General features: G+C 72.8%; 28 protein-coding genes and 1 pseudogene. 13 read left to right on the top strand and 16 right to left on the bottom strand.

The genetic code is table 11. The features are described from left to right. Positions 1-81 precede the first annotated feature (81 nt). Positions 82-708: a YigZ family protein gene (locus tag ACZ573_RS31210; protein ID WP_301372608.1), complete on the bottom strand. Its 627-nt coding sequence runs from the start codon at positions 706-708 to the stop codon at positions 82-84. Positions 709-778: 70 nt separating this feature from the next. Between ACZ573_RS31210 and ACZ573_RS31205 the strand changes: the two genes are divergently transcribed. Together ACZ573_RS31205 and ACZ573_RS31200 are read left to right on the top strand one after the other, a co-directional pair. Next, complete coding sequence (locus ACZ573_RS31205) at positions 779-1,318, top strand: hypothetical protein (RefSeq protein WP_471310579.1); 540 nt, start codon at positions 779-781, stop codon at positions 1,316-1,318. A gap of 135 nt (positions 1,319-1,453) precedes the next feature. After that, on the top strand, positions 1,454-1,858 hold the full coding sequence (locus ACZ573_RS31200) for a CoA-binding protein (protein ID WP_314251420.1): 405 nt from the start codon (positions 1,454-1,456) through the stop codon (positions 1,856-1,858). Positions 1,859-1,956: 98 nt separating this feature from the next. Here the strand turns inward: ACZ573_RS31200 and ACZ573_RS31195 are convergent. Beyond that, positions 1,957-2,523 (bottom strand): annotated as a pseudogene (locus ACZ573_RS31195) (helix-turn-helix domain-containing protein); the annotation flags it as partial. 104 nt (positions 2,524-2,627) lie between these two features. Between ACZ573_RS31195 and ACZ573_RS31190 the strand changes: the two are divergent. Then, positions 2,628-3,494, top strand: a complete 867-nt coding sequence (locus ACZ573_RS31190) for an EamA family transporter (protein ID WP_471310574.1) — start codon at positions 2,628-2,630, stop codon at positions 3,492-3,494. Positions 3,495-3,511: 17 nt separating this feature from the next. On the opposite strand, the gene ACZ573_RS31185 is transcribed toward ACZ573_RS31190, so the two are convergent. Continuing rightward, on the bottom strand, positions 3,512-4,258 hold the full coding sequence (locus ACZ573_RS31185; protein ID WP_471310572.1) for an acyltransferase: 747 nt from the start codon (positions 4,256-4,258) through the stop codon (positions 3,512-3,514). Between the two features lie 138 nt (positions 4,259-4,396). Here ACZ573_RS31185 and ACZ573_RS31180 point away from each other — a divergent pair, with 138 nt between their 5' ends. Beyond that, entirely contained in the window at positions 4,397-4,942 is a 546-nt protein-coding gene (locus tag ACZ573_RS31180) for a gamma carbonic anhydrase family protein (protein ID WP_468120198.1), read from the top strand. Here ACZ573_RS31180 and ACZ573_RS31175 read toward each other — a convergent pair. The 5 genes from ACZ573_RS31175 to ACZ573_RS31155 all read right to left on the bottom strand — a co-directional run bounded on the left by ACZ573_RS31175 (position 4,939) and on the right by ACZ573_RS31155 (position 9,724). Next, complete coding sequence (locus ACZ573_RS31175) at positions 4,939-5,643, bottom strand: ankyrin repeat domain-containing protein (protein ID WP_471310569.1); 705 nt, start codon at positions 5,641-5,643, stop codon at positions 4,939-4,941. The genes ACZ573_RS31180 and ACZ573_RS31175 overlap by 4 nt on opposite strands. Beyond that, entirely contained in the window at positions 5,640-6,308 is a 669-nt protein-coding gene (locus tag ACZ573_RS31170) for a DedA family protein (RefSeq protein ID WP_471310567.1), read from the bottom strand. The genes ACZ573_RS31175 and ACZ573_RS31170 overlap by 4 nt, the downstream gene beginning before the upstream one ends. Before the next feature lie 58 nt (positions 6,309-6,366). Beyond that, positions 6,367-8,877 carry a glycoside hydrolase family 3 protein gene (locus tag ACZ573_RS31165; RefSeq protein ID WP_471310564.1) on the bottom strand — a complete coding sequence of 837 codons (2,511 nt, stop codon included), beginning with the start codon at positions 8,875-8,877 and terminating at the stop codon, positions 6,367-6,369. 115 nt (positions 8,878-8,992) lie between these two features. Next, positions 8,993-9,193, bottom strand: a complete 201-nt coding sequence (locus ACZ573_RS31160; RefSeq protein WP_471310561.1) for a DUF2191 domain-containing protein — start codon at positions 9,191-9,193, stop codon at positions 8,993-8,995. Positions 9,194-9,271: 78 nt separating this feature from the next. Further along, a complete protein-coding gene (locus ACZ573_RS31155; protein WP_181382609.1) occupies positions 9,272-9,724 on the bottom strand; it encodes a DUF4442 domain-containing protein in 453 nt (150 codons plus the stop codon). A 96-nt stretch (positions 9,725-9,820) separates the two neighbouring features. Between ACZ573_RS31155 and ACZ573_RS31150 the strand changes: the two genes are divergently transcribed. Both ACZ573_RS31150 and ACZ573_RS31145 read left to right on the top strand, forming a co-directional pair. Continuing rightward, positions 9,821-10,852: a DUF8017 domain-containing protein gene (locus ACZ573_RS31150; protein ID WP_471310558.1), complete on the top strand. Its 1,032-nt coding sequence runs from the start codon at positions 9,821-9,823 to the stop codon at positions 10,850-10,852. Positions 10,853-10,921: 69 nt separating this feature from the next. Further along, positions 10,922-12,238: an MFS transporter gene (locus tag ACZ573_RS31145; RefSeq protein ID WP_471310556.1), complete on the top strand. Its 1,317-nt coding sequence runs from the start codon at positions 10,922-10,924 to the stop codon at positions 12,236-12,238. A gap of 49 nt (positions 12,239-12,287) precedes the next feature. On the opposite strand, the gene ACZ573_RS31140 is transcribed toward ACZ573_RS31145, so the two are convergent. The 4 genes from ACZ573_RS31140 to ACZ573_RS31125 form a co-directional block, all read right to left on the bottom strand. Then, the gene (locus ACZ573_RS31140; RefSeq protein WP_471310819.1) at positions 12,288-13,079 is read right to left on the bottom strand and encodes a spermidine synthase; all 792 of its coding nucleotides are present in this window, start codon (positions 13,077-13,079) and stop codon (positions 12,288-12,290) included. 111 nt (positions 13,080-13,190) lie between these two features. Continuing rightward, positions 13,191-14,045: a patatin-like phospholipase family protein gene (locus ACZ573_RS31135; RefSeq protein ID WP_471310554.1), complete on the bottom strand. Its 855-nt coding sequence runs from the start codon at positions 14,043-14,045 to the stop codon at positions 13,191-13,193. A gap of 108 nt (positions 14,046-14,153) precedes the next feature. Then, entirely contained in the window at positions 14,154-15,335 is a 1,182-nt protein-coding gene (gene tuf, locus ACZ573_RS31130) for an elongation factor Tu (protein ID WP_471310551.1), read from the bottom strand. A gap of 276 nt (positions 15,336-15,611) precedes the next feature. Next, a complete protein-coding gene (locus ACZ573_RS31125; RefSeq protein WP_471310548.1) occupies positions 15,612-16,328 on the bottom strand; it encodes a DNA alkylation repair protein in 717 nt (238 codons plus the stop codon). 49 nt (positions 16,329-16,377) lie between these two features. On the opposite strand from ACZ573_RS31125, the gene ACZ573_RS31120 reads away from it, so the two are divergent. The 5 genes from ACZ573_RS31120 to lnt all read left to right on the top strand — a co-directional run bounded on the left by ACZ573_RS31120 (position 16,378) and on the right by lnt (position 20,526). Next, complete coding sequence (locus tag ACZ573_RS31120) at positions 16,378-17,106, top strand: TVP38/TMEM64 family protein (RefSeq protein ID WP_471310545.1); 729 nt, start codon at positions 16,378-16,380, stop codon at positions 17,104-17,106. A 48-nt stretch (positions 17,107-17,154) separates the two neighbouring features. Further along, entirely contained in the window at positions 17,155-18,033 is an 879-nt protein-coding gene (locus tag ACZ573_RS31115; protein ID WP_471310542.1) for an undecaprenyl-diphosphate phosphatase, read from the top strand. A gap of 123 nt (positions 18,034-18,156) precedes the next feature. Next, positions 18,157-18,333, top strand: a complete 177-nt coding sequence (locus ACZ573_RS31110) for a hypothetical protein (protein ID WP_181382610.1) — start codon at positions 18,157-18,159, stop codon at positions 18,331-18,333. 69 nt (positions 18,334-18,402) lie between these two features. Next, positions 18,403-18,870: a nuclear transport factor 2 family protein gene (locus tag ACZ573_RS31105; protein ID WP_471310539.1), complete on the top strand. Its 468-nt coding sequence runs from the start codon at positions 18,403-18,405 to the stop codon at positions 18,868-18,870. Positions 18,871-18,936: 66 nt separating this feature from the next. Then, the gene (lnt, locus tag ACZ573_RS31100) at positions 18,937-20,526 is read left to right on the top strand and encodes an apolipoprotein N-acyltransferase (protein WP_471310536.1); all 1,590 of its coding nucleotides are present in this window, start codon (positions 18,937-18,939) and stop codon (positions 20,524-20,526) included. On the opposite strand, the gene ACZ573_RS31095 is transcribed toward lnt, so the two are convergent. Then, entirely contained in the window at positions 20,450-21,355 is a 906-nt protein-coding gene (locus ACZ573_RS31095) for a Gfo/Idh/MocA family protein (protein ID WP_471310533.1), read from the bottom strand. The two genes, lnt and ACZ573_RS31095, sit on opposite strands and share 77 nt — an antisense overlap. A gap of 84 nt (positions 21,356-21,439) precedes the next feature. Here ACZ573_RS31095 and ACZ573_RS31090 point away from each other — a divergent pair, with 84 nt between their 5' ends. Then, a complete protein-coding gene (locus ACZ573_RS31090; RefSeq protein ID WP_471310530.1) occupies positions 21,440-21,964 on the top strand; it encodes a DinB family protein in 525 nt (174 codons plus the stop codon). Between the two features lie 104 nt (positions 21,965-22,068). Beyond that, positions 22,069-22,608: a hypothetical protein gene (locus tag ACZ573_RS31085; RefSeq protein WP_471310527.1), complete on the top strand. Its 540-nt coding sequence runs from the start codon at positions 22,069-22,071 to the stop codon at positions 22,606-22,608. 21 nt (positions 22,609-22,629) lie between these two features. Here the strand turns inward: ACZ573_RS31085 and ACZ573_RS31080 are convergent, their stop codons facing one another. The 3 genes from ACZ573_RS31080 to ACZ573_RS31070 form a co-directional block, all read right to left on the bottom strand. Next, a complete protein-coding gene (locus ACZ573_RS31080; protein WP_471310816.1) occupies positions 22,630-23,208 on the bottom strand; it encodes a hypothetical protein in 579 nt (192 codons plus the stop codon). Positions 23,209-23,303: 95 nt separating this feature from the next. Beyond that, positions 23,304-23,972 carry a uracil-DNA glycosylase gene (locus tag ACZ573_RS31075; protein WP_471310812.1) on the bottom strand — a complete coding sequence of 223 codons (669 nt, stop codon included), beginning with the start codon at positions 23,970-23,972 and terminating at the stop codon, positions 23,304-23,306. A gap of 125 nt (positions 23,973-24,097) precedes the next feature. Further along, entirely contained in the window at positions 24,098-25,681 is a 1,584-nt protein-coding gene (locus ACZ573_RS31070) for an ABC transporter substrate-binding protein (RefSeq protein WP_471310524.1), read from the bottom strand. Between the last annotated feature and the right edge of the window lie 137 nt (positions 25,682-25,818).

Genomic DNA, 25,818 nt, shown 5'->3' with positions numbered 1-25,818 from the left:
CCGGCCCCGCCGCGCATGCCGTCTCCCCCTGGTCGTCTCCCGCTCGCTGAACCCCTCTACGCTAACCCCTCCCCGGGGCGCTCAGGGCGCGTACGTCTCTCCGCCGAGGGTGAGACCGGCGCTGCCCGCGGTGGTGTCGGCGAGCCAGGCCTCGAAGGCGGGCAGGTCCGCCTCCGGGAGGGCCACCTCGATCTCCACCTCGGCCCCGTAGCGCAGGTCCACCACGGTCCGGCCGGTGGAGCGCAGATCGTTCTGGGTCTTGCCGGCCCGCTGGTGGTCGACGGTGACGGTCGCCAGCCGGTAGCGGCGCCGGGTGACGGTGCCGAGCTCGTCGAGGGCCTCGCCGACGACCCCGCCGTAGGCCCTGATCAGGCCGCCGGCGCCGAGCTTCACGCCGCCGTAGTAGCGGGTGACGACGGCGACCGCGTAGCGGATGTCACGGCGCATGAGCATCTGCAGCATGGGCACCCCGGCGGTGCCGCCGGGCTCGCCGTCGTCGCTGGCCTTCTGGACGGAGGCGTCCGCGCCGACGACGTAGGCGAAGCAGTTGTGCGTGGCGGTGGGGTGCTCCTTGCGGATGCGCGCGACGAAGTCCTGGGCCTCCTGCTCGGTCGCGGCGGGCGCGAGCGAGCACAGGAAGCGCGAGCGGTTGATCTCGGACTCGTGCACGCCCTCACGGGCCACCGTCACGTACTGGTCTGCCTTCACCTCACCACCCTAAGCGGTGCAGAACGGGCTCCCGCCCGTCCGTGGCACGGCCGCGGGTAGGTTGGCGGACATGGAGCTGCGGGGGCGGAACTACCGGTACGTGGGACCGGCCGAGCTGAGGGCGCTCGTCCGGCCGGAGAGCGAGGGCCGGAGCATCCGCTCGGCCGCGGAGTTCGAGGACTGGGCCTCGGGCCCGGCGGCGGCCGAGCTGTCCGAGCCCGTCACGTTCGTCGTGGACGGCGCCGGCGTGCTGCGGCTCGCGCCGCGGCGGAGCGAGCACGTGGTCTGCGCCGGCGGTGGCACGGTGCTGAGCGCCGGGGAGATCACTTTCGGGCGGAAGTCCGGACGGTGGGTGGTCCGTGCGGTGAGCAACCAGTCGACCGGATACTGCCCGGACCCCGGCTCGTGGCCGGCCGTCGCGGACGCCCTGGACGCGGCCGGACTCGGCCTGCGCCCGGACGGCTTCACCCACGAGGTGGTCTTCCGCCGCTGCCCGGCCTGCGCGCAGCTGAACATCGTCCGGGAGGAGCACTTCGTCTGCGTCTTCTGCGACGCATCCCTGCCTGCGGCCTGGAACGTGGACCCGTCGGCGGGGCCGAGGGCCCGGTAGGGCCGATGAACAGGGGCGCCTTGGGAATGGCGCCCGGGGGTTTTCGGTTGACGCCGCTGAGCGCCGGCCGGTCGGACGCGGTGGAGAAGCTGCGGACGGGGCCGGCGGGGACAAGGGCATCAGGAGGCGGCACACGTGTACGGCGATCCGGCAACCATCCGCAAGATCCTCACCGAGCTCGGCGACACCTGGGCCGTGGTGGGGCTCTCGAACAACCAGGACCGCGCGGCCTACGGGGTGGCCCGCGTGCTGCAGCGGTTCGGCAAGCGCGTGATCCCCGTGCACCCCAAGGCCGAGACCGTGCACGGTGAGCCCGGGTACGCCTCGCTGGCGGACATCCCGTTCAAGGTGGACGTGGTGGACGTCTTCGTGAACAGCGAGCTGGCCGGCCCCGTCGCCGACCAGGCGGCGTCCGTCGGCGCCGAGGCGGTCTGGTTCCAGCTCGGCGTGATCGACGAGGCCGCGTACGCCCGCACCCGCGAGGCGGGGCTGACGATGGTCATGGACCGCTGCCCCGCGATCGAGATCCCGGCGCTCTAGCCGGCGGACGCGGACTCGGACGTGCCGGTGCCGGTGCCGGTGGCGGTGCCCTTGCCCCCGTGCGCGTGTGCGGGGGCACGCGCGGGCACCGGCGGCGAGACCGGCGGGACCGACACGGCGAGGGTCATCTCCATCGGTACGGAGCCGTCGTTGCGATAGGAGTGCGCGAGGTTCGCCTCGAAGGCGGCAGCGCCCCCGGCCGGGACGCGGAACTCCTCCTCGCCGACCACCAGGGTCAGCTCCCCGGCCGTGACGTGCAGCATCTCGATGGTGCCGGACGGGTGCGGGACGGAGTCCGTCCCCTCGCCCGGTACCAGGTGCCAGGTCCACAGCTCCATCGGCCCGCGCTCGTCGGTGCCGATCAGCATCGTCGTCGAACTGCCCGCCTCGCTGGACCAGATGCGCACCACCTGGTCCGGCGGGACGACGCGGACCTGCGGGCCCCGGTCGTGGTCGAGGAGTGCGGAGATGCTGACGCCCAGCGCGTCGGCCAGCCTGACCGTGGTGCCCACGCTGGGGTTCGTACGGGCCTGCTCGATCTGGATGATCATCCCGCGGCTCACTCCCGCGCGGGCCGCCAGGGAGTCCAGGGTGAAACCGCGCTCGCCGCGCCACCGCTTGAGGTTCCGGGCGAGCGCCTGGGTGAGCTGTTCGAGGTCCGACACCATTCCGTCCAATATTTTGGATGACACAGTCCAACAGAGTGCACTAACGTGTTCTGTATTCGATGCTGCACTCCAGCGTTCACTGCACTGTACTGCGAGGCTTCATGACCGCCCTCTTCGCCCTGGCCACAGCAGTGCTGTGGGGGCTCGCCGACTTCGGCGGCGGGCTGCTGACCCGCCGGATCCCGGCGCTCACGGTGGTCGTGGTCTCGCAGGTCGTCGCCGTGGTCGTGCTCGGCGCGGTGGTCCTCGGCACCGGCGCCTGGCGGGAGGCCGGTCCGCAGCTGTGGTTCGCGGTCGGGGCGGGCCTGGTCGGACCGGTCGCCATGCTCAGCTTCTACAAGGCGCTGGCCCTCGGCCCGATGGGCGTGGTCTCGCCGCTGGGCTCCCTCGGCGTGGTCGTGCCCGTCGCCGCGGGACTGCTCCTGGGTGAGCGGCCCGGCCTCGGCCAGTTCGCGGGGATCGCCGTGGCCGTCGTCGGCATCGTCCTCGCGGGCGGCCCGGAGCTGCGCGGCGCGCCCGTCCAGCGGCAGGCCGTCGTCCTCACCCTGGTCGCGGCCTTCGGCTTCGGCGCGGTGATGGCCCTGATCTCGGAGGCGTCCAGCAGCGTCACCGGACTGTTCCTCGCACTGTTCGTGCAGCGGGTCACCAATGTCGCCGTGGGTGGTGCCGCCCTGTGGACGCAGACCCGGCGCGGCATACCCGCCCTTCCGGCAGGCACCGGCCCCGAGCTCCTGTGGGGGCTGCTGCCCGCCCTGGCCTTCGTCGGCCTCGCGGACGTCGCGGCGAACGGCACGTACTCCATAGCCGCCCAGAACGGCCCGGTCACCATGGCCGCCGTGCTGTCCTCGCTCTACCCGGTGATCACCGCGCTCGCCGCCTTCGCCGTACTCAAGGAACGGCTGCGCACGGTGCAGGCCGCGGGCGCCGGCCTGGCCCTCGCCGGAACGGTTCTCCTGGCCGCGGGCTGACCGGCAGGACACCCGGCCTAGGAGTGCTCGGCCTCCGCGAGCTCCGCCAGACCGCGCAGCTGCTCCGGGGTCATCCCGTCGGGGATCGGCACCGGCGTCGGCGTGCGCAGCGGCGGCTGCCAGCCCGTCTCCGGCTCCCAGCGCCGTACGATGCGCGCCGGCGCCCCCGCCACCACGGCGTGGTCCGGGACCTCGCCCCGTACGACGGCGCCCGCCGCCACGACCACGTTGCGGCCGAGGCGCGCGCCCGGAAGGATCACCGCGCCGGTGCCGAGCCAGCACCCCGGGCCGATCTCCACGGGCGCGCTGCGCGGCCACTGCCGGCCGACGGGCTCGTGCGGGTTGTCGTAGCTGTGGTTGGTGGACGTGATGTAGACCCCGGGGCCGCAGAAGGTGTTCGAGCCGATGGTGATCCGGGCGTCGGCGATGACATGGCTGTTGCGGCCTATGACCACCCCGTCGCCGAGCACCAGCATCGGCTCGGTGCCGAGGTCCAGGTCGGGCATCATCCCGGCGGTGAGGGTGACCTGCTCGCCGATGATGCAGTGCCCGCCGAGCCGGATCCACCGCTCGCCGAAGACGGTGCCCTGCGGGAAGGCGAGCCGGGTGCCGTCCCCGATCGCACCGAACCTGAGCCGCCCCGGGGTCTGCGCGGTGACCGCACCGGCCTGCTGCATCCAGCGCCAGCCGGTGTGGACCACGCGGCTCGCCAGCCGGCGGCGCGCGGCCGTCAGAGATGAGAACGTGTTCTGTTTCTTCGGCACCCGGCCACGGTAGTGCGCCGGGCCCCGCTCGCCCCGGCCACACTCCTGTGATCTTCACCCCATCGCCGGTGCGGCAGCACGCGTGGCCTACGGTGCCGTGAGCGCGGCAACCGGACGACGGACGCAGAGGAAGAGAACATGACGCATCAGGCGGCCCAGGCACTCGTGGCGGGTGTCGGCGGCAAGAACCCGGACATCGACCCGACGGCCTTCACGGCTCCGACCTCGGTCGTGGTCGGCGATGTCACCCTCGCCGCGGGCGCGAGCATCTGGTACTCGGCGGTGCTGCGCGCCGACTGCGGCCCGATCACGCTCGGCGCCGACAGCAACCTGCAGGACAACTGCACGGTGCACGTGGACCCCGGCTTCCCGGTCTCGATCGGCGAGCGCGTCTCCATCGGCCACAACGCCGTCGTGCACGGCTGCACCGTCGAGGACGACTGCCTGATCGGCATGGGGGCGACCGTGCTGAACGGCGCCGTGATCGGTGCCGGTTCGCTGGTGGCCGCGCAGGCCCTGGTCCCGCAGGGCATGGTCGTCCCGCCCGGCTCACTGGTGGCGGGCGTGCCCGCCAAGGTGCGCCGTGAGCTGACCGACGAGGAGCGCGAGGGCATCAAGGTCAACGCCCTGATGTACGTGGAGCTGGCCAAGCAGCACCGCGCGTCGGTGACCCCGGAGGGCTAGACCGTCTTGTCCGGAGCCTGCCGGGCCGCCCACGCGGCTGCCAGCAGGGTCCTGACGGCCTTGTGGTCCGGGTCGTGCGAGAAGGGTCCGCGGCGGGCGGTGATCCGCTGCCCGGCCGTCCCTTCCCGGACGGTCCGCTCGGTGGGGACGGCGCCCCGTGCGAGCAGCAGCTCCACCAGGGCCGGGTAGCCGAAGCGGGCGGACCAGTCGAGCGCGGTGCGGTCCCTCATCTCCTCCTCGATGTCGGCGCCCCGGTCCAGCAGCAGGTCCACGAGCTCCGTGTGCTCGCGGTCCCTGCCCGTGGCCGCCAGGACCAGCGGCACGTAGCGCATCCGTCCGGCGGGACCGCCGGGCGGGGCTCCCGCGTCGAGGAGGGCCCGGGCGACGTCCGTGTCCCCGCGCATCGCCGCCAGGCACAGCGGCGTCGCCTCGTCGTAGGCACCCGCGTCGAGCCGGGGGTCGGCGCCCGCCGCGAGGAGCAGCCGGACGATGTGCGCGTGCCCGGCGCACACGGCCAGGTCCAGCGCTCGCCGGCCGCCGATGACGTAGGCGTCGGCTTCGGCTCCCGCGGCGAGCAGGCGCTGCACCAAGGCCGTGTCGCCGCTCTCGGCGGCTCGTCCCAGCCCGTTGATCAGCGGGTTGTAGTGGTCCGACCGGCCCTCGCCGGACCATTCCCCCTCCGGTCCCGCCGCTGCCGTCATTCGCCGACGGTGGCCCGGGCCGCCGCCTGCGAGGGGATGTCCGCTTCGGCGGCCGCTCCGGCGGCCGCCTTCTTCATCCGGCTGCGCACCACGAGCGTCACCGCGAGCCCGAACAGCACGGCGAGCGCCAGGGCCAGCCAGGAGAAACGCTTCAGCCACGGCTCGGCGACGATCCCGACCGAGTAGATGACGGCCGTGGTACCGCCGGCCCAGAGGACGCCACCGAGGACGTTGGCGACCAGGAAGCGCCAGTAGGGCATGTGCAGCACGCCCGCCAGCGGCCCGGCGAAGATCCGCAGCAGGGCCACGAACCGTCCGAAGAAGACGGCCCACATGCCCCACTTCTCGAAGGAGCGTTCCGCCAGCGCCACCTGCTGGGGTCCGAAGTGCTTGGGGAAGCGCCGGCCCAGCCGTTCCAGGAGCGGCTTGCCGCCCCGGCGGCCGATCGCGTAGCCGATCGAGTCGCCCACGATCGCCCCGGTGATCGCGCAGAGCCCCAGGATCACGGGGTCGATCTCCCCGTGCTGCGAGGCCAGCAGCGCGGAGCTGACCAGGATGATCTCTCCCGGCAGCGGGATGCCGAGGCTCTCCAGCCCGATGACCAGACCCACCAGGAGATAGATGCTGACCGCCGGAATCGTCTCCAGCCATTCCTGGATGTGCACCGGTACGTCCTCCCGTGTCGTCCCCGGCGCGCCCCCTGTGACACGCCGAACCGGCAGCCTATCGGCTCGTCACGACCGCCTTGGACCTCAGTGGCAGTTCACGGGACGAACGGCCCACGAACACCTGCCGCCGGCCGGAGCCCAGCACCCAGGCATGCCGCTCCGGGTCCCACGACGACAGCGTCCGCGCGGTGATGTCGAGAGTGACCCGCTCCGCCTCGCCCGGTGCCAGGACCAGTCGCCGGTAGCCGGCCAGCGCGCGCACCGGCTGGTCGAGCTCGAGGTCCGCGGACGGCCCGACGTACACCTGGGCCACCTCGGTGCCCTTGCGGCGACCGGTGTTGCGGACGGTGAACTCCACGCGCAGCCCGCCCCGCTCCGGCCGGACGGTGAGCTTCTCGTACTGCCAGGTGGTGTACGAGAGCCCGTGCCCGAACGGGAACAGGGGGGTCACCCGCTGGGCGTCGTACCAGCGGTGGCCGACGTGGATGCCCTCGGAGTACTCCTGCCGGCCGCCCACCCCCGGGTAGCGCAGCGGGTCGCCGCCGACCGGGGTGGCCTGCTCGTCGGCCGGGAAGGTCTGGGTGAGGCGCCCTCCGGGGTCCACGTCCCCGAAGAGGAGATCGGCGGTGGCTCCCGCGCCCTCCTGGCCCGGGTAGTACATCTGGAGGACCGCTCCGGTATGGGAGAGCCACGGCATCGTCGTACTGGAGGAGGTGTTGAGCACGACGGTCGTACGGGGGTTCGCGGCGGCCACCGCCTCGATGAGCCGTTCCTGCCCGCCCGGAAGGGCCAGGGAGGTCCGGTCCCGGCCCTCGGTGGCGTCCTCGTAGGCGAACAGCACCACGCTGCGGGCCGACTTCGCGGTCTTCACGGCCTCGGCGAGGTCCGCGGCGCGGATCGCCCCGGTGGTGTGCCGGAGCCGGAAGCGCTGGCCCTTGTCCCCGCCCTCGGCGGTCAGGGCGAGCCGGTGGGCGCCCGCCTTGAGGGCGAGGGTGGTGCGGCGGACGCTCATCCCGTCGGGTGCGGAGCCGAGCAGGCCGCCGGCGAAGTACTCGGCCGCGCCCTGCCGGACGGGGAACAGCTCCTCGCCGTCGAGGCGTACGACGGGCCGCTTCCCGGTGTAGTGGACGAGCAGGGTCCACTCGTCGTCGTCCGCGAGGCGGAACTCCCCCTCGTGGCTCCAGACGCGCCCGGGTTCCACGGCCCCCGCGTCCAGGTCGGCGGCCGGGATCAGCAGCTTCGCCGGGAGCGGCCGCCCGTACAGGTCCTCACCGAGGGCGTAGCGGACGGTCGAACCGTTCCCGGCCCGTCGCCGGATGGCGGTGAGCGGGGCGGCCGCCCCGTCGGGGACCACGTGCGCGCTGCCACCGCCGCCGACGAAGGGCACCTGGCCGGTCGGTCCGATCACCGCGATCGAGCGGGCGGCGGCGCCGGTCAGGGGCAGGGTGCCGTGTTCGTTGCGCAGCAGCACCGCTCCCGCGGTGGCCACCTTGCGGGCGGTCCGCGCCCCGGCGGCGGCGTCGCGCGGGGGCCGGGCGGCGGGCGGGGCCGCGAGCAGTGCGAAACGGTCCATGGTGGTCAGGATCCGGTGGACGGCGAGGTCGACGGCGTCCTGCGGTACGGAGCCTGCGCGCACCGCCTCGCGCAGCGATCCGCCGAAGTGGGTGCCGCCGGGCATCTCCATGTCGAGGCCGGCGCCGATGGCGGCGACGGTGCTGTGGGTGGCGTCCCAGTCGGACATCACCCAGCCGTCGAACCCCCAGCTGCCGCGCAGCAGTTCGTCGAGCAGCGCCTTGCTCTCGCAGGCGTGGACGCCGTTGACCTTGTTGTAGGCGCCCATGACGGCGCCCGCGCCGGCCGCCACGGCGGCCTCGAAGCCCCGTAGCTCGGTCTCGTGGAGGGTCTGCTCGGCGGCGATCACGTCGACGGTGTCGCGGCCGTGCTCCTGGTTGTTGAGGGCGAAGTGCTTGACGGTGGCGATGAGGCCCTCGTCCTGGATGCCGCGGATCATCTCGCCCACCAGGTCGGCGGTCAGGTGCGGGTCCTCGGCGAAGGTCTCGAAGTTCCGGCCCGCGTACGGGGTGCGGATGAGGTTGACCATCGGTGACAGCAGGACGTCCTGGCCGAGCGCCCGGCCCTCGCGGCCGATGACGCGGCCGTACTCGCGGGCCAGCGCCGGGTCGAAGGCGGAGGCGAGGAGGACCGGCGCGGGCAGTGCGGTGGCGGGCCGGGCGACCCGTACCCCGGCGGGCCCGTCGGCGAGGCGCAGCGACGGGATGCCCAGGCGCGGTACGCCGGGCACGTAGCCGGCCTGGCCGAGGGAGGCGGGATCGGGGGCTCCGTGCAGCAGGCCGGTCTTCTCCTCGAGGGTGAGGCGCTCCAGGAGGGCGTCGATGCGCGCGGCGCCCTTGGCCTCGGCGGCGGCCGGTGCGGCGGGCGGCGCCGTACGGGCTCCCGCGCCCGGCGGCACCCCGGGCGCGCAGGCGCCCGTTCCGAGGGCCGTGCCCACCGTGCCCGCCGCCGCGAGCAGTCGCATCGCGGAACGTCTGGACACGGCCTCGCTCATGGGCGCTCCCTGCGGCGTGGGTCGGCGGGAGCGGCCCGCGCCGGACCGCTCCCGCGCCCACTGTGCGCCGCACGCCCGCCGGGTCGGCCGAGACGCGCCACCGCGGCGCCGAGGTTCAGCCCTCCGGCAGCGGCGGTGCGCTGTCGGCGCCGCGCCGGGCCTCGTCCTGGCGCTGCACCCGTGCCTCGGTGCGGTGGCCGCGCGCGATGTAGTCCCGTACGACGGCCTCCACCGCGTCCTGCGGCGAGCCGACTCCGGCGAGCACCATCACCTCCACCACGAGCTCGGCGTCGAGGCTGATGTCGATCTTGGCCACGGGCGTTCCCTCCGTCGTCGTGCGACGGAGCTTAGGACGTGGCAGCCCGTGGCCGCAGGGGTTGGCGTCGGCCGGTCGTCACGCGTTGGGCCGCAGGGTCCAGACGACCGTCATCTCGCCGGTCACGGCCTCGTCCTCGCGCTGGATGGCGATGGTGACGGGGAACTCGGGGCGGCCGCCGGCATCGAGTTCGGCGATGACCTCCGCTGCCGGGCGGCCGAGGGTGGCGGTGGCGGTCACGACGCCCTTGGCGAGCTTCTTGTAGCCGATCTCGGCCTTCACGGCGAGCGGGACGGCGCGCGAGAGCTGGTCGCCGAAGGCGGCCAGGACGATCGCGCCGCTCGCGGACTCGGCGAGGGTGAACATCGCGCCGGCGTGCGGGCCGCCGACGTGGTTGTGGTAGTCGGGCTGGTCCGGAAGCCGGACGACCGCGCGCTCGGGGGTGGTCTCCAGGAACTGGAGGTTCAGGGTCCGGGCCATCGGTACGGTCGCGGCGAGCAGTTCGCCCACGTTCATCTGATCTGCGCTCATGGGACGCGATGTTACCCACGAGTAGTCCTCATTGACCAGAGCTCCCAAGGGGGCGGCCGTCGCTCCCCGCCGCCACGGCCACTATCGTTACCGGCCATGTGGCCAGGACAGCAGCAGCCGCCCGGGGGAGAACAGAACCCTCAGGACGCGCAACAGAACCCGTACCAGCAGCAGCCGGGACAGCCGGGGCAGCCGAACCCGTACCAGCAGCAGCCCGGTTACGGATACCCGCAGCAGCCGGGGTACCAGCAGCCCCAGGGGGTTCCCGGCCAGCAGTGGGGCCAGCCCCAGCTGCCTCAGCAGCCCCAGCCCGCCGCCGGCAGCGGTGGGAGCCCGTACTCGACCAAGACCGTGGCGATCGTCGCCGCGGCCGCCGTCGTCGTGGCGGCCGCCGCGACCGGCGCGTTCGTCCTGACCCGGGACGACAAGAAGACCGAGGCCGACGACAAGCCGTCGGTCAGCCCCTCGGCGCCGGCCTCCGAGGCACCCGCCCCGGCCGGCAGCAGCCCGAACCCGCGGGCCGGCGGCAGCGCCCAGCCCGTCATCCCGGGCTGGAAGGTCGTGGTCAACACGAAGTACGGCGTCAGCTACGACGTGCCGCCCGAGTGGAACGTCAACGACTCCGGCGTGAGCCTTTCCTTCCACGACGAGGTCAAGAACGACGGCACGCCCATCATCACGATGAGCGGCACTGCCACCCTCAAGGAGGAGTGGTGCACGGTCGACAAGGACGCGGACGGCAGGGTCGAGAAGTTCTCCCTCGCGGACACCGGCATCAAGGGTGCCCAGGGTGCCAAGGACACCGCACAGGTGGCGACCGACAACACCGGTGCGTGGGCCTGGGCGGCCTTCGCCCAGAAGGAGCCCAAGGGAACGGTCAAGGTGGGCGCTCCCAAGGAGTACACGACCTCCTCCGGGGTCAAGGGCCACCTGGTCGTGGCGACCGCTCCGAACCTGAAGAAGGAGCACAAGTGCTCCACCGACGGCAAGACGGTCGGCTTCGGCTTCAAGAACGCCGTCGGTGACTTCGCCAGCTTCGTGCTCATCAGCGCGGCCGCCGTGAAGGACGAAGTTCCGAACGACGTCTCTGACAAGATCATCAGTTCTATCCGGCTCACCACCCCGTGATCCCCGCGTCCCGTGTCCCGGGCCGGCAATCCGTTTGGATTATCGGCCCGGGGCGGGGATAGTCCCGGGGTGAGCTCTCCCCGCACCGCAGCACCCCGCACGTCCGCGAAGCGCCGCCGACCCGACTGGGCCGGCCGCAACTACAGCCTGCTCACAGGTGCGGCGATCATCACGAACCTGGGGAGCCACGGAGCACACATCGCGGCCGCCTTCGCGGTCATGGAGGCCGGCGGGTCCGTCGGCGACGTGGGCCTGATCGCGGCGGCCCGCACGCTGCCGCTCGTCCTCTTCCTGCTCATCGGCGGCGCCATCGCCGACCGGCTGCCCCGCCACCGCGTGATGGTCGCGGCCAACGTCCTGAACTGCCTCTCGCAGGCCGCCTTCGCCGTCCTGGTCCTCGCGGGCCAACCCCAGCTGTGGCAGATGATGCTGCTGACCGCGCTGTGCGGCACCGGTACGGCCTTCTTCAATCCCGCGGCCGAGGGCATGCTGCTCTCCACCGTCTCCGGCGAACACTCCAACCGGGCGTTCGCGCTCTTCCGCATGGCGATCAACGGCGCCGGCATCGGCGGCGCGGCCCTCGGCGGAGCGATGATCGCCGCGGTGGGCCCGGGCTGGGTCCTGGCCGCCGACGCGGCGGCCTTCGCCGTCGCCGGCGCCCTGCGGACCTTCCTCGACGTCAGCCACGTGCCCGACCGGGCCCCCGGCGGCGGCCTGCTGGCCGATCTGCGCGAGGGCTGGGTCGAGGTCCGTACCCGCCCCTGGCTGTGGAGCATCGTGCTCCAGTTCTCCGTCGTGGTGGCCGTCGTCGGCGCCGCCGACGCGGTCTACGGACCGCTGGTCGCCCGGGACCAGCTGGGCGGGCCCGCGCCCTGGGGCGTGGCCCTGGCCTTCTTCGGCGTCGGCACCATCGCCGGGGCCGTCCTGATGATGGCGTGGAAGCCGCGCCGTCTGCTGCTCGTCGGCACCCTGTGCGTGTTCCCGCTGGCGCTGCCCTCGGCGGGACTCGCCGTGCCGCTGCCCGTGTGGGGGCTGTGCGTGGTGATGTTCGTCAGCGGTGCCGCGATCGAGGTCTTCGGCGTGAACTGGATGACCGCGATGCACCAGGAGATCCCGGAGGAGAAGTTCTCCCGGGTCACGGCCTACGACTGGTTCGGCTCGGTGTCGATGCTTCCGCTGGCCACCGCCCTGGCCGGTCCCGCCGAATCGGCCTTCGGGCGCACCCAGGCCCTGTGGGGCTGCGCGGTCCTGGTCGTCGTGCCCACCGCCCTCGTCCTGCTGGTCCCGGACGTCCGCCGCATGACCCGCGGGGCCCACGGCAAGACGGTCGCCGGCGCCGCCGCGGCCCCGGCCGGGCCGACCCCCGCCGACGCCGTCGGCCGCTGACGCACCATCGGCGCCGGCCGCTCACCCCCGGCCACCCACCCCAGGCCGCTCACCCCAGGCTGAACGCCCCCTCCGGCGGCGCCGGGGAAGGGGCCGCGTCCGCGTCGGCCACCGGCGCCGCGCCCTTCCTGAACCGAACCAGCCCGTCCCCGTACTCCACCCTGGCGGGAAACGCGTCGGCCGCGCACCTGCGGGCCAGCGCGCCCACCTCCAGCGGGGTGTCGGAGGCCAGCAGTACGGCGTTCCCGAACCGCCTCCCCCGCAGCACCGCCGGCTCGGCGATCAGCGCCAGCTCCGCGAACGCCTCGGCGAAGTTCGCCACCTGCGCCCGCAGGAAGTCGAAGGGCGCCCCGTCGGCCAGGTTCGCCGCGTACAGCCCGCCGGGCCGCAGCACCCGCGCGGCCGCCCGGGCGTACTCCACCGACGTCAGCTGCGCGGGCACCCGCGAGCCGCCGAAGACATCGGCCACCACCAGGTCCACGCTCGCCGGGGGCGCCGCCTCCAGCCAGGCACGGGCGTCGGCGGTGTGCACGGTGACCCCGGAGCCCGCCGCGAGCGGCAGGTGCTCGGCCACCAGGCCGACCAGGCCCGCGTCGAACTCGACGACCGTCTGCCGGGAGCCGGCCCGGGTGGCCGCGGCGTAGCGCGGCAGGGTGAGCGCGCCGCCGCCGAGGTGCAGCAGGTCCAGGGCGAGCCCCGGATCGGCGGCGCAGTCCAGGACGTGCGCGAGGCGGCGTACGTACTCGAATTCCAGGTGCTGCGGATCGTCGAGGTCCACATACGACTGCGGGGCGCCGTCGACGGTCAGCAGCCAGGCCCGGTCCCGGTCCACGTCCGGCATCAGCTTGGCGGTGCCCTGGCCCACGTCCCGGACGACCGGGATCTGTTCGTCGCTCACCGCTCCATTGTCCGGCAGCGCCCGGGCGGGCTTCGAACAGCCTTCGGGCACCTCTCAGGCGGCGCCGGCCGACCAGACCGCCGCCGTCTCCCCCGCGTGCTCCTCGGCCTGCGCCAGGCCCGCCCGGGCGGCCGGGTCCCGCCGCGCCGGATCCAGCACGTTGCGCCCGAAGGCCTTGCGGGCGGCCGCCGACGGGGTGATCAGCAGTACCCGCGCACCCGCCTCCCGCAGCCGCTCGGCCTGCGCCGAGGGCGAGGGGACCAGCCCGGAGCCGAGCGACATCGGGGCGAGGATCACCACGCGCGCGTAGCCGGCGGCCAGGTCCGCATTGGTGGCGGAGCGGATTCCGCCGTCGATGAAGCGGCGGCCGCCGACCGTGACCGGCGGCCAGACCCCGGGCACCGCGCAGCTCGCCGAGACCGCGTCGACGAGCCCGTCGCCGCCCGCCCGTTCGAACGCCTTGAGCTCACCGCTGAGCGCGTCCACCGCCGTGACGACGAGCCGGCGCTCGGGCCACTCGTGCGAGACCAGCCGGGCGGCCAGCACCTTGCGCCGCTCGGCCTCGGCGCCGGTGTCGGCGGCCAGCGCCATGGCGCCGACCCGCTGCCGGTAGGCCGCGGCGGTGCGCGAGCGCGCCATCGCGACGGCGTACCGGGCCAGGAGACCGGCCCCCAGCTTCGCCGTGGCCTCCCCGGCGGGGTCCCCGAGCTGACGCTCGTACAGCTCCTGCGCGGTGAGCAGCCCGGAGGTGAGCTGCGCCCCGACCACCGAACCGGCCGAGGTGCCGACGACCAGGTCCGCGGTGGTGAGGTCCACGCCCGCGCGGGCGAGGCCGTACAGGATTCCGCACTCCCAGCCGATGCCGGTCAGTCCCCCGCCGCCGAGCACCAGTGCCGTGTCCGCGCTCATCTCCGCCCGCCCCTTTGCTCATGCCTGTGGTGCCGGCAGTCTGGCGCAGCCAGGCCACCGCCACCACAGAGGGGTCCGGATCGGGCTGGGGTCACCCCGGTACGGCCGTCACCCCAGTACGGCCGTCACCGTCCCCGCGCCGACGGTCCGCCCGCCCTCGCGGATCGCGAAGCCGAGCCCCGGCTCCAGGGGGACGTCCCGGCCGAGCTCGACGGTCATCGTGACCGTCTCCCCGGGCCGGGCCACGGCGGCCTCACCCAGGTCCACGTCCCCCACCACGTCGGCGGTGCGGATGTAGAACTGCGGCCGGTAGCCGCTGGCGACCGGTGTCGTACGGCCGCCCTCGCGCCCGGAGAGCACGTACACCTGCGCGGTGAAACGGCGCTGCGGTGTCACGCTGCCGGGCGCGGCCACCACGTGCCCGCGGCGCACGCCGTCGCGCGGCACCCCGCGCAGCAGCAGCGCGACGTTGTCCCCGGCCTCGGCGGACTCCATCGGCTTCCCGAAGGTCTCCAGCCCGGTGACGACCGTTTCGACCGGCTCGCCGTCACCGCCGAGGACCGCGACGCGGTCCCCGAGCCGTACGGTGCCGCGCTCGACGGCGCCGGTCACGACGGTGCCGCGCCCGGTGATGGTCAGCACGTTCTCCACCGGCAGCAGGAACGGCGCGTCCGTGTAGCGCACCGGGGTCGGTACGTACGTGTCCACCGCGTCCAGCAGCGCCTGGATCGCCTCCGTCCACCGCGGGTCGCCCTCCAGCGCCCCGAGTCCGGAGACCCGTACGACCGGCGCGCTGTCACCGCCGTATCCGTGCGCGGTGAGCAGCTCGCGGACCTCCAGCTCGACGAGGTCGGTCAGCTCGGGGTCCCCGGCGTCGGCCTTGTTGAGCGCCACCACGATGTGGTCGACGCCGACCTGCCGGGCGAGCAGCACGTGCTCGGCGGTCTGTGGCATGACCCCGTCGAGCGCGGAGACGACGAGGATCGCGCCGTCGAGTTGGGCGGCGCCCGTGACCATGTTCTTGATGTAGTCGGCGTGACCGGGCATGTCCACGTGGGCGTAGTGCCGGGTGTCGGTCTCGTACTCGACGTGCGTGAGGTTGATGGTGATGCCGCGCCGGGACTCCTCGGGGGCCCGGTCGATGCGGTCGAAGGGCACGAAGGAGGCGCCGCCGTGCTCGGCGAGGACCTTGGTGATGGCGGCGGTGAGGGTGGTCTTGCCGTGGTCGACGTGACCCATGGTGCCGATGTTGAGGTGCGGCTTGGTGCGCACGAAGGCCGTCTTGGCCATGATTCATTCCCGTGTCTGGAAGCTGGAACGGGACCCCGGGACCGAGCCGACCCTCCCCCTGCGGGGTCCGCCGGACGATCCGGGAAGGGTCAGCTTCGTGCGCCGTCGAATGCGGCGAAGACGGGTGCGTACGCAGGTGCGCCTGCCGCTGCGTCTGCGATCGCGGCAGCCTTCGGCGCGTCCGCGACTGCGGACCGCGCTGCGAGGAAGGCATACCGGTTCATGCCCCTGATCCTGCCGGACGCGCCGGGGCACGTCGAACGAATTACGGCGTGGTCAGAGGTTCTTGAGCGCCTCGCGCACGGACAGCGGGGCCAGGGAGCCGCGTTCGGCCTCGACGAAGGCGCGTACCGCTTCGGGGTCCGTCTTCGCGTACTCGCGCAGGGCCCAGCCGATGGCCTTGCGCACGAAGAAGTCCGGGTGGCCGGCCCGGCGACGGCAGTAGGCGAAGAGCCGTCCGGTGTCGGTGGCGGACTTGAAGCGGAGCTGGTGGAGCAGCGCGGTGCGGGCGAGCCAGAGGTCGTCGTCCTCGATCCACTCGTCCATCACGGCCGCGAGTTCCGGGTCGGCGGCCACCAGCGGGCCGACCGTGTGCGCGGCCAGCAGGTCGACGGTGTCCCACCAGGGGACGGTGACGATCAGGTGCCGGACCACAGGCAGGAAGCCGGAGGAACAGCGGGCGGCGTGGCGGCGCAGGTAGTCCACCGCGAAGTACTGGTACTCGCGCTCCGGGAGGAGCCAGCAGCGCAGCGCGAGCGCCGCGCAGTCCGTCTCGGCCGGTTCCGGAGTGTTCTTGGTCACGGTCTTCGACAGTTCCCGGCGGAGCGGGGTGGGGATGCCGAGGAAGGGCGCGACGCCCTTCATGTACGCGGCCATGGCCGCGGCTCGTACGGGATCGGCGGCCGCCCCGTACGCCTCCGGCAGCCGCTCCAGCAGGGTGTCCGCGAGGGCGCTGCGGGGAACTCGCGGGGGTCGCCCGTCGTTCGACGGCATGAGGCCCAGATTACGGCGCCCCGCCGTATACGTGGGCTAGTCTCCCGGGATGTCCCTCCTCCTCGCGCCGTGGACCCGGCTGTCGGTGCTCGTCGTGCTGCTCGTCGCGGCCGGCGTGTGCGTGCTGCTGTACGAGCCCCAGCGCGTCCTCTCGGAGGGCTGGCCCCCGGGGCTCCCGGTGGGCACGGCGGTCCTGTTGTTCGCAGCCGCGTACGGTGTGTGCACGGCCGCCTTCGTGCCGCGCCCCCTGCTCAATCTGGCTGCGGGAGCCGTCTTCGGCACCCAGTTCGGCCTCGTCGCGGCGGTCGGCGGCACGGTGCTCGGTGGCGCGATCTCCTTCGGACTGGGCCGGATCCTGGGCCAGGAGGCTTTGCGGCCGCTCCTGCGCGGGCGCTGGCTCCAGGCGGCCGACGGGCAGCTCAGCCGGCACGGTTTCCGCTCGATGCTCGCGGTCCGGCTCTTCCCCGGACTGCCGTTCGTGGTGGCCAACTACTGTGCTGCGGTGTCGCGGTGCGGCTGGGGACCGTTCCTCCTCGCCACGGCGATCGGGGTCGTCCCGAACACCGCCGCGTACGTGATCGCGGGCGCGAGTGCCTCCTCGCCCGGATCGCCCGCGTTCCTCGTCTCGTTCGGCTTCATCGTCGTCTCCGTTGTGGGCGGCGCGGTCTTCGGATGGCGCAAGCGACACCGTCTGGCACCCCCTCGAACCGAGGATCGAGTGACCGAACTGGTGCCCCAGCACCCCCCTGTGGTCAGCGCCGCTTCGCACGGGCCCTAGCATCGGACGCGAACTGCCCGACGATCACAAGGACGAGCGCACCCCGACATGAGCTGGTTCGAATCCCTAATCCTCGGTCTCGTCCAGGGGCTTACGGAGTTCCTCCCGATCTCCTCCAGCGCCCACCTGCGGCTGACCGCGGCGTTCGCCGGCTGGCACGACCCAGGAGCGGCCTTCACCGCGATCACCCAGATCGGCACCGAGGCCGCCGTGCTGATCTACTTCCGCAAGGACATCGCGCGGATCGTCTCCACCTGGTTCCGCTCCCTGTACACGAAGGCCCTGCGCTCCGAGCAGGACGCCAAGATGGGCTGGCTGGTGATCGTCGGCTCGATCCCGATCGGCGTCCTCGGTCTGGTCTTCAAGGACGCGATCGTGGGCCCGGCCCGCGACCTGCGGCTGACGGCCACCACCCTGATCCTCATGGGCGTCGTCCTCGGCGTCGCCGACCGGCTGGCCGCCCGCGACGAGGAAGGCGGCCGGCACCGCGCGATCCGCGAGCGCAAGACGCTGCAGCAGCTGGGCGTCAAGGACGGTCTGATCTTCGGCCTCTGCCAGGCGATGGCCCTGATCCCCGGCGTCTCCCGGTCCGGCGCGACGATCTCCGGCGGTCTGCTGCTCGGCTTCACCCGCGAGGCCGCGGCCCGCTACTCCTTCCTCCTCGCGATCCCGGCCGTGCTGGCCTCGGGGGCGTTCGAGATCAAGGACGTCGTGGAGAACCCGGGGCACATCTCCTGGGGTCCGACGATCTTCGCGACGGTCATCGCCTTCTTCGTGGGCTACGCCGTGATCGCGTGGTTCATGAAGTTCATCTCGACCAAGAGCTTCATGCCCTTCGTGATCTACCGGATCCTCCTGGGCATCCTGCTGTTCGTGCTGATCGGCACGGACGTGCTGAGCCCGCACGCGGGCGAGTCCGGTTCCTAGGCCCTGTCGCGGAGCCCCGCTCCACCTCTTCGCGTGAACCGCAGGCCGTTCGGGAACGTTCCCGGGCGGCCTGCGCGTCGTTGTGCCTGAAGAGAGCGGAAGGCAAACAGCAGGGGGTGTCCCATGGGTCGAGTGGTGCTGGAGCGATTTCCCGCCGGAAGTCCGCGGGGAAGCTGGCCCGCCGAGGAGTACGCGGCGCAGCGGATGCGCGAGGGCGTGCCGGCGGAGGTGGTCATGGACCTGGACAGCGACGCGTTCCTCGTCGTGGTCCGGCAGCGGGAGTCCCGTTCCGGTCACTGACCGCCCGCGGGAAGATCCGGTGGGCGCACGGCCCTTGGCCTCGCGCCCGCGCAGCCCCACACTGACCCGATGACTCAGCGTGTGGATCTCGCGACGGTGATGGACCGGCTGGCGATCGACGAGGTGGTCACGGGCTACGCGGTGGCCGTCGACGACGGTGACTGGGACGCGTACCGCGCCCTGTTCACCACCGGCGGAAGGGTCGACTACAGCTCGGCCGGCGGGATCGAGGGGCCGGTGGCGGAGGTCGCGGACTGGCTGGAGCGGACGATGACGCTCTTCCCCGTCCGCCAGCACCTGATCGTGAACCGGCTGATCCGGCTGGAGGACCTGGGCGGCTCTCCCGGGGACAGCGCCGAGGTCCGGGCGGACTTCCTCAATCCGATGCGGCTGGCCGGGCCGGACTCCGACGCCTCGGTCACCTCGCCGAACTTCGTCGCGGCCGGGCGCTACGGCTTCGCGCTGGCCCGCACCCGTGACGGCTGGCGGCTCACCCGCGTCACCGTGCACGAGAAGTGGCGGCACATGACCGCCTGAGCCGGCCGGACCCGCTCGACTCGGCCGCCACGTCAGGCACTGCCACACTGGAAGCGGAGGCACGCCATGATCACGATGCGCATGCGGTGGTGGTCCCCTCGATGGCGTGCGCCCGCCGCCGTGGCCGCCGGGGCGCTGCCCGCCCTCGCCTTCCCGGCCCCCGCGCTCTGGTGGTTCGCCTACGCCGCCCTCGTGCCCTGGATGCTGCTGCTGCGCTCCGCCCCCACCGCGCGGCGGGCCGTGGTGGAGGGCTGGCTCGGCGGCGCGGGGTTCATCCTGGCCGTCCACCACTGGCTGCTGCCCAGCCTGCACGTGTTCCTGATCCCGGTGGCTGCGCTGCTCGGGCTGCTCTGGATCCCCTGGGCCCTGCTGGTGCGGGAGCTCCTGGGCGGGACTCCCTCGGCGGGCCGGGCCTGCTGCGCGCTCGTCCTCGTACCGGCGGGGTGGCTGCTGTCGGAGCTGGTCCGGTCCTGGCAGGGGCTGGGCGGGCCGTGGGGGCTGCTGGGCGCGAGCCAGTGGCAGGTGGCGCCCGCTCTGCGGCTGGCCTCGGTGGGCGGGGTGTGGCTGGTCAGCCTGCTGGTGGTGGCGGTGAACTGTGCGCTGGTGCTGCTGATCGCGGTGCCGGGGGCGCGGATCCCCGCGGTGGCGGGGATGACCGGGTGCGCGGTGCTGACGGGAGCGGTGTGGGTGTGGGCGGCGCGACCCGAGGAATCGGGCCGGCTGCGCGTGGCCGTCGTACAGCCCGGCCCGGTGGCGGACGGCCCGGACAGTGCGGAGCAGCGGTTCGACGTCGGTGAGCGGCTGACGCGGCCGCTGGCGGGGCAGCGGGTCGATCTGGTGGTGTGGGGCGAGAGCAGCGTCGGCGCGGACCTGACGGGCCGCCCGGACCTGGCCTGGCGGCTGGCCGCGCTGTCGGCGGAGGTCGGGGCCCCGCTGCTGGTGAACGTGGACGCGCGGCGGGCGGACAGCCCCGGGATCTACAAGAGCGCGGTCCTCGTCGGCCCCCAGGGCCCCACCGGCGACCGGTACGACAAGATGCGGCTCGTCCCGTTCGGGGAGTACGTACCGGCCCGTGCGCTGTTCGGCTGGGCCACCTCGGTCGGCAAGGCGGCGGGGGAGGACCGGGTGCGCGGCGACACCCCGGTGGTCATGGACCTGCCCGGGCGGCCGGACGGGCCCGGCCGGGTCCGCGTCGGCCCGCTGGTGTGCTTCGAGTCGGCCTTCCCCGACATGAGCCGGCGCCTCACCCTGGACGGGGCCTCGCTGCTCGTCGCCCAGTCGGCGACCTCCTCGTTCCAGGAGAGCTGGGCGCCGGCCCAGCACGCCTCGCTGGCAGCGCTGCGGGCGGCCGAGAGCGGCCGCCCGATGGTCCACGCCACCCTCACGGGCATCAGCGTCGTGAACGGCCCGTCCGGTGCGCGGGTCGGCGCGGCCCTGCCCACCTCCGCGAGCACAGCTGCCGTGTACGAGGTCCCGCTCGCCCGCGGCACGACCCTCTACGTCCGCTTCGGTGACTGGCCGGTGACCGCCGCCCTCGCCGCCCTCGCGGTGTACTGCGCGGTGGCGGGCAGCCGTTCGCTCAGGAGGCCTGCTCCAGAGCCGAGCTCACCACCCGCTCGCACAGCTCGTGGGTTCGCAGGGCGTCGCGGGCGCTGAGCGTGGTGCCCGCCGCGACCGCCTCCAGGAAGTGGTCGACGACCTGCTCGATGCCGCGCTGGCGGGCGACGGAGACCCAGTCCCCGCGGCGGCGCACGGTCGGCTGGCCCTTGTGGTCGATGACCTCCGCGAGGTTGACGACCTGCCGCTTGGTGTCGCGGCCGGACACCTCCAGGATCTCCTCGGTGGAACCGGACAGCCGGTTCATGATGCCGAGGGCGGTGAACCCGGTGCCGGACAGCTGGAGCACCACCTGGTGCATCAGCCCCTCGCGCACCACCGCCCGGACGTCGAGGTGATCGGCCTCGCCGGGCAGCAGGAACCGCAGGGTGTCGACGACGTGGATGAAGTCGTCCAGCACCAGCGTGCGCGGGTCCTCGGGCAGCCCGACCCGGTTCTTCTGCATGATGATCAGCTCGCGGGCGTGGTCGGCGCACTGCGCGTAGGAGGGCGCGAAGCGGCGGTTGAAACCGACGGCGAGGGAGACCCCGAGCTGCTCGGCCCGTTCCACGAGCTGTCGCGAGTGCGCGAGTTCGTAGGCGAGCGGCTTGTCCACGTACGTGGGCACGCCGGCCTCCAGCAGCCGTGTGACGATCTCGGGGTGGGCCACGGTGGCGGCGTGCACGAAGGCCGCGTCGAGCCCCTCGGCGAGCAGCGCGCCGAGATCGGTGTGCCGGCGCGCGGCCGGCACGTGGTGGGTGTCGCCGACCCGCTCCAGGGTCTCGGGGTTGCGCGTCTGCAGGTGCAGTTCGATGCCCGGGCGGGTGGTGAGGACGGGCAGGTACGCCTTCTGCGCGATGTCGCCGAGTCCGATGCAGCCGACCTTCACCGGGCGCCTCCAGGTTGTTTCCTTGTGGGATTCCCGCAGCTTAATCCCTGGTGACGGGGGCCCGGTTCGCCGAGGATGAGCCCCATGACCACCAGTTCAGGATCACATCGCAGCGAACCCGCCACCACCGCCGACGAGCGGGACATGCTGGACGGATGGCTCGACTACCACCGTGCCACCCTCGTCTGGAAGTGCGAGGGGCTCCAGGACGAACAGCTGCGCCGCACCCCGCTCGCGCCCTCCGAGCTGAGCCTCCTGGGCCTCGTGCGGCATATGGCGGAGGTGGAGCGGTACTGGTTCCGGGAGATCATGCTGGGTGCGGACCTCCCCGAGCTGTACTGCACGAGCGAGAACCCGGACGGCGACTTCCACTTCCCCGAGGATGCCACCTGGGCCGAGGCCGAGCAGGTCTGGCAGACCGAGGTCGAGCTGGCCCGCCAGGCGGCCGCGGGCCGTTCGCTGGACGCGGTCTCGCAGGCCGGGAGCCACCACCGCGGCGAGGTGTTCAGCCTGCGCTGGGTCTACACCCACATGATCGAGGAGTACGCGCGCCACAACGGCCACGCGGACCTGCTGCGCGAGCAGACGGACGGCGCCACCGGCGACTGAAGGCCGTCCCGGGCCCTGTCCGGCGGGTGGGTGCGTCACCCGTGCGGGGTGAATATCGGCTCCGGGTTTTCGCAACGGGGTCCTCGCACAGCAGAGTTGCGCGAGTGCATCCAACCCGAACCACGACAACGCTGCTGCTCGGAGTCGCCTGCGCCGTCTCGGCGGTCTCCGGCTGTGTGAGTGTGAGCCCCGGACCCGTGCAGCCAGCGGCGGCCCCCGCCGCCGGGGTACCGCCCCGCCATGAGCCGCGCGGCGGGCCCGGGGCCGCCCCCGTGGTCGTCCGCGCGCCCGCCCTGGAGGCGCTGGAGGCGGTGGAGACCGCCCCGGAGCGGCCCGCGGCCCCGGCGGGCCCCGCGCCCGCCCAGCGGTCCGCACAGCGACCCGTACCGGGCGGCTCCGGCGGGCCCGTGCCGGAGGCTCCGCCCGTCCCGGACATCCCGGAGCCCCGGCGGGCCGCCGAGCCCGTCACCGGGCACCCGGCGGGCCGTCCGCAGCGTCCCCGGCGCGACGCCGAGGTGGAGCGTGAGCTGGTCCGGAAGCTGCCGGTGCGGCCGGCCGACGTGTGCGCGCTGGGCCGCAGGCACGGCCACTGGCATTCCGACAGCCCGGAGGCCCGTATCTGCTCGGGCGTCCACGGGGACTGACCGCCGACGGGTCCCCGGGGTCTACGGGGACTGCTCGGGGAACGGCCGGGGTCCGGGACCGGGGCCAGGTCCCGGTCCGGCTCCGGGTTCCGCGGCCAGGCGCCGCTCGAGCCGGGCGATGGCGGCCCGTACGCCGTTCCCGTACCCGTCGTCGGACAGCGCTCCGGTGGCCGCGCGGGCCCGGGCCAGGTGGACCCGGGCCGCCTCCGGCCGCTGCAGTTTCACGTAGTCGGCGGCCAGGTTCAGGTGCAGCGACGGGTAGAACACGCGCATCGCCGGATGCGGCTCCCACCGCGCGGGCCGCCCGTCCTGGGGCGGCCTGGTCCCGGGCCTGTCGCCCGGCAGATCGCCCGGCACGTCGGCGGCGGCCGTCAGGGCCCGCAGGTCCCAGGCCAGCTCGTCGGCCGGATCGTCCTGGGCGTCGGCCATGTAGTGGGCCAGGGTGCAGCGGTGGAGGGAGTCCCCCTCCTCGCCGATCTCGGACCAGATCTCCCCGAGCCGGTTGCGGGCCTCCTCGCGGTCCCCGGCGTGCAGCAGGATGACCGCCTGGCCGATCCTGGTCATGACGGCGTCCTCCGACGCCTCCTGCTGCTCCGTCACGGCGGCCTCCGGCTTGCTCTGCCAGACCTGCTCCGGTCTGATCATCTAGAAGCTAGCCGGAGGTACCGGCAATGGCGCCGAGGCGCGGGGGGACGTCAGCCGAGGTTCGGGATCCGCCAGTCGATCGGCTCATGTCCCTGGGCGGCGATGGCCTCGTTGATCTGCGTGAAGGGCCGGGATCCGAAGAACTTCTTGGCGGACAGCGGGGAGGGGTGGGCGCCCTTGACGACCACGTGCCGCTCCTCGTCGATCAGCGGGAGCTTCTTCTGGGCGTAGGCGCCCCACAGGACGAAGACGGCCGGGTCGGACCGCTCGGACACCGCGCGGATCACGGCGTCGGTGAACTTCTCCCAGCCCTTGCCCTTGTGCGAATTGGGCTCGGCCTCCCGGACCGTGAGCACCGCGTTGAGCAGCAGGACGCCCTGCTCGGCCCACGGCATCAGGTACCCGTTGTCCGGGATCGGCAGGTCGAGCTCCTCCTTCATCTCCTTGTAGATGTTGCGCAGCGAGGGCGGGGTCTTGACCCCGGGCCGCACGGAGAAGCACAGGCCGTGACCCTGGCCGGCGCCGTGGTACGGGTCCTGGCCGAGGACGAGGACCTTCACCCGGTCGAAGGGAGTGGCCTCCAGGGCCGCGAACACCTGCTCGCGGGGCGGGTAGACCGGCCCGTTCGCCCGTTCCTTCTCGACGAACTCGGTGAGCTCTTTGAAGTAGGGCTGGTCCAGCTCCCCGCCGAGGACGGGGAGCCAGGACTCGGGCAGCATCTGGGTCACGGCGACAACCTCCGGTACAAGTTTCGTGCAACTGCTCGTGCAACTGCTCCAGAACCTACCGGGGCCCACTGACAATGCGTCGGCCGCCCATGGCGGCCGACGCACCGGTGCAGGTACTACCAGCTGGTCTTGCGGTAGAACTCCCACATCTGCATGACGGTCTGCGGGTCCAGCGCGCGCTCGGCGCCCGCGATGTCCTCGCGCGCCGCGACGTACAGCTTGCCCTGCCACAGGGGCAGCAGCCGGACGTCGTCGGCGAAGATCTTCTGGGCCTGCTCGAACTCCTGGACGCCGGCCGAGCGGTCGCCCTCGCGGCGGGTCTTGGGCAGCAGGTCGTTCACGATCTCCGCGGGCTCGTACGGGGTGCCGACCGCGTTCTCCTTGCCGACGAACGGCGCGATGAAGTTGTCGGGGTCCGGGAAGTCGGGGAACCAGCCGCGGCCGAAGACGGGGTACTCACCGGTCTTGTAGCCGGTCTGGAAGGTCTTCCAGGGCTGGCTGCGCAGGGTGATCCGGAACAGCTGGCTCTCGTCCAGCTGCCGCTTGAGCTCGGTGAACTCGTCGGCGGTCGAGGAGCCGTAGCGGTCGGTGGTGTACCAGAAGGTCAGCTCGACCGGCTGGGTGATCCCGGCGTCCCTGAGGATCTTCTTGGCCTTGGCGACGTCCGCCGCGCCGTACTTGTCGTAGAAGGGCGTCTTGTGGCCGACGACCCCCTTGGGGACCATCGAGTACAGCGGCTCGGCGGTGCCCTGGTAGACCTTGGAGACGAGCGCACCGCGGTCGACGATCTGGGCGATGGCCTGGCGGACCGGGAGCTTGGCGACCTGGGGGTCCTTCGGGTTGAAGACCAGGTAGCGGATCTCGGCGCCGACGTTCTCGACGACCTGGACGCCCAGTGCGTGCGACGCGGGGGTCTGGAGGTCGGTGATCTCCGGGGCCGACAGGCCTCGGTAGGTGGCGTCGATCTCCTTCGCCTTCATCGCCGCGATCATCTTCGGCGAGTCCGCGAAGTAGCGGATGGTCACCGCCTTGTTCTTGCGGTTGGCGAAGCCGGTGTAGCTCGTGTTGCCGGTGAGCACCGCCTCGGCGCCCTCCTTGTACGAGTCGAGCACGTACGGGCCGGAGCCGGTGACCTTGTCGCCCTCGCGGACCTTGTCGGCCGGGTAGTCCTTGGGCGCGACGAGCGAGGCGGCGGGCGAGCCGAGGACGTACGGGAAGGTGGCGTCCGAGGTGTTCAGGTGGAAGACGACCGTCAGCGCGTCCGGCGTCTCGATCTTGTCGAGGGTGCCGAAGAGGCCCTTGGGGCCGACGTTGGAGCCGATGGTCTTGATCCGGTCGAGGGAGTGCTTGACCGCCTTGGAGTCGAGCGGTTCGCCGTTGGAGAACTTCAGGCCCTTGCGCAGGGTGCACCGGTACGCCTGGCTCGCCGCGTCCGTGAACTCGCAGCTCTGGGCCGCGTCGGGCTGGGGCTTGCTGGAGCCCGTCGGGAAGGCCAGCAGGGTCTGGTAGACGTTCCGGTACAGCTCCCAGGAGCCGTCCCACGCGGCCGCCGGATCGAGGGTGCTCGGTGCGCTCGTGGTACCGACGACGATCCTCTTCATCTCGTCGCCGTCGTCCTCCGACAGCAGGCCGCATCCGGCGAGCAGGGATATGGACGCAAGGGCCGCAGTGATCTGCAGGCATCTGGTCCGGTTGAACACGTGCACGCTCCTCGATCAGCCAGGGGTGCGGCAGACCCTACCGCAGTGCCCCACGAATCCAATGGGTTGGTTTCGTGAGGCACTTGACCGGTTCCGTGCATATTCGATACGCATTTACCTCCCTTTCGGAGGCAGAT

It is taken from the genome of Streptomyces sp. NPDC040545 (genome assembly GCF_055595065.1).
This window is presented reverse-complemented; position numbering and strand designations above follow the sequence as displayed.